General features: G+C 61.2%; 7 protein-coding genes and 1 pseudogene. 4 read left to right on the top strand and 4 right to left on the bottom strand.

The window, feature by feature from the left end:
• Nucleotides 1-124 precede the first annotated feature (124 nt).
• A pseudogene (ureA, locus tag NW809_RS09805) lies at nucleotides 125-369 on the bottom strand (urease subunit gamma).
• A 358-nt stretch (nucleotides 370-727) separates the two neighbouring features.
• Here ureA and NW809_RS09800 point away from each other — a divergent pair.
• Nucleotides 728-1,906, top strand: a complete 1,179-nt coding sequence (locus NW809_RS09800; RefSeq protein ID WP_011431380.1) for an HrcA family transcriptional regulator — start codon at nucleotides 728-730, stop codon at nucleotides 1,904-1,906.
• A 40-nt stretch (nucleotides 1,907-1,946) separates the two neighbouring features.
• A complete protein-coding gene (gene tilS, locus NW809_RS09795; protein ID WP_011431381.1) occupies nucleotides 1,947-2,957 on the top strand; it encodes a tRNA lysidine(34) synthetase TilS in 1,011 nt (336 codons plus the stop codon).
• 173 nt (nucleotides 2,958-3,130) lie between these two features.
• Here tilS and NW809_RS09790 read toward each other — a convergent pair whose 3' ends face one another.
• Entirely contained in the window at nucleotides 3,131-3,967 is an 837-nt protein-coding gene (locus tag NW809_RS09790; protein ID WP_011431382.1) for a SpoIID/LytB domain-containing protein, read from the bottom strand.
• Nucleotides 3,968-4,045: 78 nt separating this feature from the next.
• On the bottom strand, nucleotides 4,046-5,335 hold the full coding sequence (locus NW809_RS09785) for an MFS transporter (protein ID WP_011431383.1): 1,290 nt from the start codon (nucleotides 5,333-5,335) through the stop codon (nucleotides 4,046-4,048).
• Between the two features lie 182 nt (nucleotides 5,336-5,517).
• Here NW809_RS09785 and yidD point away from each other — a divergent pair, with 182 nt between their 5' ends.
• On the top strand, nucleotides 5,518-5,820 hold the full coding sequence (yidD, locus tag NW809_RS09780; RefSeq protein WP_099812756.1) for a membrane protein insertion efficiency factor YidD: 303 nt from the start codon (nucleotides 5,518-5,520) through the stop codon (nucleotides 5,818-5,820).
• A 23-nt stretch (nucleotides 5,821-5,843) separates the two neighbouring features.
• Here the strand turns inward: yidD and NW809_RS09775 are convergent, their stop codons facing one another.
• On the bottom strand, nucleotides 5,844-6,218 hold the full coding sequence (locus tag NW809_RS09775; RefSeq protein WP_011431385.1) for a RidA family protein: 375 nt from the start codon (nucleotides 6,216-6,218) through the stop codon (nucleotides 5,844-5,846).
• A gap of 168 nt (nucleotides 6,219-6,386) precedes the next feature.
• Here NW809_RS09775 and NW809_RS09770 point away from each other — a divergent pair, with 168 nt between their 5' ends.
• Nucleotides 6,387-6,599 (top strand): phenylpyruvate tautomerase MIF-related protein, encoded by a 213-nt coding sequence (locus NW809_RS09770; RefSeq protein WP_011431387.1) that lies wholly within the window; start codon nucleotides 6,387-6,389, stop codon nucleotides 6,597-6,599.
• The last annotated feature ends 56 nt before the right edge of the window (nucleotides 6,600-6,655 follow it).

Genomic DNA, 6,655 nt, shown 5'->3' with positions numbered 1-6,655 from the left:
GAACCCCTTCGTCTCACCGCCTATCCCCCATCCCGCCAAGCTGCGCTGTGGCGGGAGTACCCCGGAGGTTCTGATGGACAACCTCCTAAAGTCTCTGGGTCTTTGGGGGATCCTTAGAAAGCAGCTAGCGGATGGTTAACAGCTTGGTTTCGTCGGGAAAGGTGGCCTCTACTTGAATTTCCGGGATCCCTGGCATCACGTCCTCTCGGATCAGCCACGTCAGACCTTCGCTCATCACCTGAGCAACGGTTTTCCCTTCCCGCGCCCCTCCAAGATAGCTGCGCTCAGGTAGGTCACCGCCTTGGGGTAATTGAGTTGGAGGCCCCACTGCCGCCGATCCCGAGCTAGCTGGACGGCCAGGTAGAGCAACCTCCTGGGGGGACAAGTACATGGAGCGACCTCGAAAGATACAAAACGATACAGAACAGGCAGCAGCAGGCTCACTTAGCCTAGAGTTGACTTAACACTTTAGTACCCCCTTTGGGCAAAAATAAGGATGCAGAGGCTACAGGGAGCTCCGCTTTTCTCGCCAAACCAAGAGCCTCCACCTCTTTCCACCTCTGCTGTTGCAATTTTCCGCGCCTGCAACCCAAGATGAAAGGGTAACAATAAAGTTAAAGAGAGAAGTAAAAGTTTATCTGATCCTCATTTAGCCCTAGCTTGGTTGACCTGAGATCCATTGGCTAATTCCCCTTAGCAGGTGTTGATTGGGTTCTTTTGAGCAGCCATGAAACTCGAACTGACTCCTAGACAACGGAAGATCCTGTGGGCAACGGTGCGCAGGTATATTGCCACGGCAGAACCTGTCGGCTCCAAAACCTTGGCCCAGTCCTACAACCTCGGAGTCAGCACGGCTACCATTCGCAACGACTTGGCCACGCTGGAGCAGGTTGGGTTGCTGTTCCAGCCCCACACCTCTGCCGGTCGGATCCCTTCTGACTTTGGCTATCGGGTCTATGTGAACGATCTGTTGAGCTCCGCCAACATGGATGGGATCCCGAACGATGCTCCCCAGCCGGAGCCCCATCCTGCGCTGCAGCAGTTGCTGGATCAGCTCAACCGTGAGCTGGGGGACGACCTCGATAGCTTCCTACAGAGGGTGGCACAGCTTTTGGCCCACTTGAGCGGTTGCATCGCCCTCATCACCCCTCCCCAGGGGCCGGTGGTAGCCGTTCACCACGTGCAGTTGTTGTCGGTGGGGCCGGGGCGGGTAATGGTGCTGGTGGTTACGGATTCCTATCAAACCCACTCGGCCTTGGTCAGCCCACCGGATTGGCCTGACGATCGGCGCGAGGATCTGGAAGATGAACTGCAGCTACTGAGCAACTTCCTCACCCTGAAATTGCGGGGCAAGACTTTTGCCGAGCTGCAGGATCTGAGCTGGTTGAAGCTGGATGAGGAGTTTCGCGCTTACAGCCATTGGCTGCAGCAACTGCTGCGCTCGGTAGTCCAACGCTACCTGCGGCCCTCTCTAGGACAGGTGTTCAGCGCGGGCATGACGGAGCTGATGCGGCAGCCGGAGTTTTCCCAGGCTCAGCGGATGCAGGCGGTGGCCCAGTTGCTCGAAGAGGGATCCGAGCAGCTGCAGGGGATGATCGGGCTCTATTCCACGCCAGGTTGCCTGTTCACGAGCGAAGCGGCTCTCTCGGCCCCGTCGGCCAGGGAGAAGGCATCCTCCAGCACCGCAGATCAGGATCCATCCCACAACGTTCCCGTGATCATCTACATTGGCAGCGAGAACCCGCTGGAATCGCTGCACCACTGCACGGTCATCGCCTCAGTTTATCGCCGCCGCTCGGCGCCGCTGGGGACGGTCACCTTGCTGGGGCCGACTCGCATGGCCTACGAGCGGAGCATTGCGGCTGTGCAGACGGTGGCCTCGCATCTCACTCGGGCCCTTGCCTGAGGGATCCCAGGTCTGGGTTGCCCCCGAGCAATAGCCAACTGTGGCCAGGCTTTCTCCTCTTCACTTGCGGGTTCAGTGTGCCATTCGCGAGCGGCAACTGCTTCGCCCCGGCCAGCGGCTGCTGGTAGCTTTTTCCGGCGGACAAGATTCTTTTTCCCTGCTCCAGATCTTGCGGGATTTGCAGCCGCGCTGGCGGTGGCAGATCTTTGTTTTGCACTGCGATCACCGTTGGTCAGCCGATGAGACGGCGTGTGCCCAGTTTTTGCAGGGATGGCTGCAACAGCAGGGCCTGCCCCACGCCGTTGAGACTGCCGATCCCATCCGCTGGGATGAGGCGGGGGCCAGGGCTTGGCGCTACCAGCAACTGGACAAATGGGCGCGCACCTGGAGCTGCGAGGCGGTGGCCACGGGGCACACGGCCAGCGACCGGGCGGAGACGTTTTTGTGGAACCTGCTGCGGGGCACGGGGGCTGCCGGCCTGGTCAGCCTAGATTGGCAACGGCGTTTGGACGAGCGGGATCCCACCTCCGCTTGGTTGGTGCGTCCCCTGCTGGGCCTTTCCCGCTGGGAAACGGAAGAGTTCTGCCGACAATACCAGTTGCCGGTCTGGCCGGATCGCAGCAACCAGGATTTGGCTCATGGCCGCAACCGCCTTCGCCTAGAGGTGATGCCCTATCTCAAGCAGCACTTTAACCCGCAACTGGAAGCGGCTTTGAATCGGGCGGCCACGCTGTTGCAGGCAGAGCATGAGCTGGTGGTGGCGCAAGCCGCCCAACTATGGTTGCAGGTGTACGAGCCGGCTTTGCCGGGGCTGCGACGGGATCCCTTGCGGGCTGCGCCCCTGGCTCTGCAGCGGCAGGTGATGTTCCAATTCTTGTCGCTGCTGCTGCCCCATCACCCGACTTTTGAGCAGGTGGAAGCCGGGATCCGGCTCCTGAAAGCAGGCCGCCGCAGCCGCAGCCCCGACTACCCAGGGGGTGGCTGGTTGGAGGTGAGGGGAGATTGCGTGGTCTGGGTTGCTGCTTCTCAGCCCGCCAGTTTTGTCCCCTAGGCCGGGATCGGCATGCCCACAAAAGCTCTTGGGCAAAGTTGTGGCTGCCCTATTTAGGTCCACTCCGGTCTTAACCAGAAGAAGCCGGCCAAGGGTGAACCCGGCCCGTTTGCGGCTGAAGGGCAACCTGGGGAGATGGGCACCCCTGGCAACCCAGAGCAAGGGGGAGTAGGTCAATCCGGCAACCGGCCAAACCTGACGCCGGGGTAGTAGTAGGCCAAGATTTGGCGGTAAGTCCAGCCCCGGCGGGCCAATTCTTGGGCGCCCCACTGGCTCATGCCGATGCCATGCCCGTACTTGGGATAGGGGCTAAAATCCGGCAGGCTTTTTAGGTAAGGGATCCCGCTCACCCCGACGGTTTGGCTGCCGGCGCTGGCGCTATACATGGCATTCACGAATTGCCCCCCATACACCATGACGATGCCGCGGGTGGCGTGTGTTGCTGCTAGGGCGGCTGCCGAGCGCTGCGACAGACCCCGATACACCTGGGAGCGGGTGTCGCTAAACACGTCAAACCAGCCGCGGGAATTGCGGTGGTGAAGAACATAGGTGCGGGCTGCCACCGCCTGGGCCTTGAGGGCCTCGGGCAGAAAGCGGGATCCCATCTCGGCTTCCACCACGCCGGCCACGTAGTCTTCCAGATCCACGTAATTGATGGCCAGCAAGCGGTTGTAGCCGGTCAGGAGCACTTTGCCAGAATACCAGCGGCCATCCACCGCCACCAGGCCACCCGCTTGCGGCTCGATGAACAACACCGGGCTGACCACCCCCTGCAGGCGCACCCCCTGAGGGCCGGGCTGGGCCAGAAACCCTTGCATGGGGGGCAACTCGGCCAGCACCTCTTGGCGGCTATTGGTCAGTTGGGCAGGGAGAGAAACCCCCACCACCAAAGGGGCGGTGGCATCGGCCAAGGCCACCCGCACCGTTACCCCCCAAGCGCTCTCGATCCATCCCCCTAAGGCGCCCACCAGCAGGGATCCCAGGAGGGCAAGCCAACCCCGTGCTCCCATCTGCCCAGAGTTCTTTTTTGTACAGCAACCCCAGCCTAGGATAGGGCAAATCGGACTTGGGGACAAAAATCAGGGTGCCTAGAGGGCAGGACGGGATCCCGTTGGCAGGGGAGGGGACGGCTGGGGCTGTTCCGAAGGGACAGGATCTGGCTGTCGAAACCGATCGGTTTCCAGGCCCAAGGCAAAGCGCAGGGAGGATCCCGGTCGCCCGTTGGAGAAGCAGAGAAAAGAGCCCAAGGAAGCCAACGCCAGAAGGGCGGCGTAGCCAAACATGGCCCGATACCCGAACCCCCCCGCCAGCGTGCCCAGGATCGGCCCCGCCAGCCCAATGCCCAAGTCAAAGCCACACATCACCAAGCTAAACAGGCGACCGCGCTCCGCCGGCTCAGAGCGATCCGCCACCAGGGCGGAGATCAGCGGGATCAAGGTGCCAAAACCCGACCCCACCACGATCCCGGCGGCGAGAAAAGCCGCAGCGCTGTCGGCAACCCTCAGGATCCCCATCGCCAGAGCATAGGTGGCCAGGCTGAGCGAGATGAACGGCCCCCGCCCGTAGCGGTCGGAAGCGCGACCAGCCAGCAGGCGCACGCCGAAGCTGGACAGGGCCACCGCCGTATAAAAAAGACCTGGATTCAGGGGAACTCCGGCCTCTTGGATCAACAGAGCCACAAACGTGGTCTGGGTGCCAAAGGCCAGGCCAACCAACAACATGACCCCAGCGAGAGAGCACACCTTCGGGCTGAGCACAAGGCCCCAAAACGCCCCATCCGAGGGCAGGGATCCCCAATCCCCACGGCGCTGCTCTCGAACCAATTGGGTACAGAAAAAGCCCACCAACCCCAGCAAAGCGGCGAAGAGAAACAGAGGGCCATAACCGGCCAGCTCCTGCAAAAAACCGCCCAAAGCAGGGCCGATGGCTACACCCATGGGATTGACCAAGCTCATGTAGCCCAAGATCTCGCCGCGTTTTTCTTCCGGGGCAAAATCCGCCACCAAAGTAACGTAGGCGGTGGCAAAAGCGGCGATGCTGATCCCATGAAAGGCCCGTACCAGCGCTATCCACGGGATCCAATCCCAAAGCCAGTACCCCAAAGGCGCCATCCCCGCCGCGCCCATGCCGATGAGCAACACAATGCGCCGACTGTGGCCATCCGCCAGCCGCCCCAGCCAAGGACGAAAAGCCAGCAGCCCAATCGAGAAGGCCCCCATCACCAAGCCCACCTCTTGGCTGGTGCCGCCCACATCCCGGACGTAGAGCGGCAGCGTGGGCAACAGCGCAGACAGACTGGCCCAAAAGAGCAGCCCGGCCACGAACAAAATGCCCAAGTTGCGCCGCTGTGCTGGCTGTAGCCGCCCAAATGCCCTCACGCCCACTCCTGATGAAACTCTTACAACCATGCCGAGGAGCAAAGCCGTCTCCACGGCATCCCCGAACAGAAGTATTACGAAATGTATATTTGGGTGGTGACTTTTTGGATCTTAACCTCTTGTCTGGAGCTGCGCAGGAGGGCAGACGTTAGCCTGGAAATGGCCTTTTTGTACGCTGGCCTATGGCGGAACGGTCGGATCCCTTGACTCGCGGTTTAGTTGCCCTGATTCGAGGCTACCAGGTGGCCATCTCCCCTCTGCTACCGCCTGCCTGCCGCTACTACCCCACCTGCTCCCAGTACACCCTGGAAGCCGTGCGGCGCTACGGTGCCATCCGAGGCGGTTGGCTGGGGATCCGCCGCCTCTGCCGCTGCCACCCTTGGCACCCGGGAGGCTACGACCCGGTGCCCGACTTGCCGGGATCCGCACCCGAGGAAAACGGTCGCCCCAGCCCAGATGGCCAACATTCTGGATCTGGGGGTTGAAGAGTTGCAGCTTTTAACCGCCGCTATCGGTAGCAGGCCACCGCCTCGATTTCCACCAAGGCATTCAAGGGCAGGCCAGCCACCTGCACGCAAGAGCGGGCCGGTGCCGGATCGGCGGCAAAAAACTCTCGATAAACCGCGTTCATGGCGGCAAAGTCTTTCATATCCGCCAAAAAAACGGTGGTCTTCACCACATTGGCCAAGCTTGTTCCCCCTGCTTCCAGCACGGCTTTCAGGTTCAGCAGCGCCTGCCGAGTTTGCGAGGCAACATCTTCCCCCGCCAGCTTGCCGGTTTTGGGATCCAGGCCCACCTGTCCGGCGGCGAATAGAAATGGCCCCGCAGCGGCAATGCCCTGGCTGTAAGGGCCGACAGGGGCAGGAGCAGCCTCGGTTCGCACCTCCTGCGGCCCTGCCTCAGCTCGAGTGGGGTGGTTAGGCTCAGAACTGACCGGCTTCCTCTGCTCCATGGGGATCGGCGGAACTCTGCAGCTAAGCTACCACAGGGGGATCCCGCAAAAAACAAGCCGGCAACGGCAAGATCAACTTGTCGACAAAAAGCAGTGCCTATGCCCTTGATCAAGTTGCAAACGCCTCTAAAGCCGGAACCTGCCGCTGTAGAGGCGCTGCTCAAGTCGCTCTCTGCTGCTCTGGCCAAACAGGTGGGCAAGCTGGAAGCCTACGTGATGACCGCCTTTGAAGGAGGGATCCCGATGACCTTTGCCGGCAGTGGGGATCCCTGCTGCTATGTGGAGATCAAGATTGACACTCCCACCGCCTAAAGGCGGGGGATTCTTACGCAGTCCACAAAAGAACCCGTAACGGCGTTGTCAAAGCG

This window comes from Synechococcus sp. WC101 (assembly GCF_047461555.1).
Lineage (GTDB): Bacteria > Cyanobacteriota > Cyanobacteriia > Thermostichales > Thermostichaceae > Thermostichus.
Note: the sequence above shows the minus strand (reverse complement) of the source record. Positions and strands in the feature narration are given on the sequence as shown.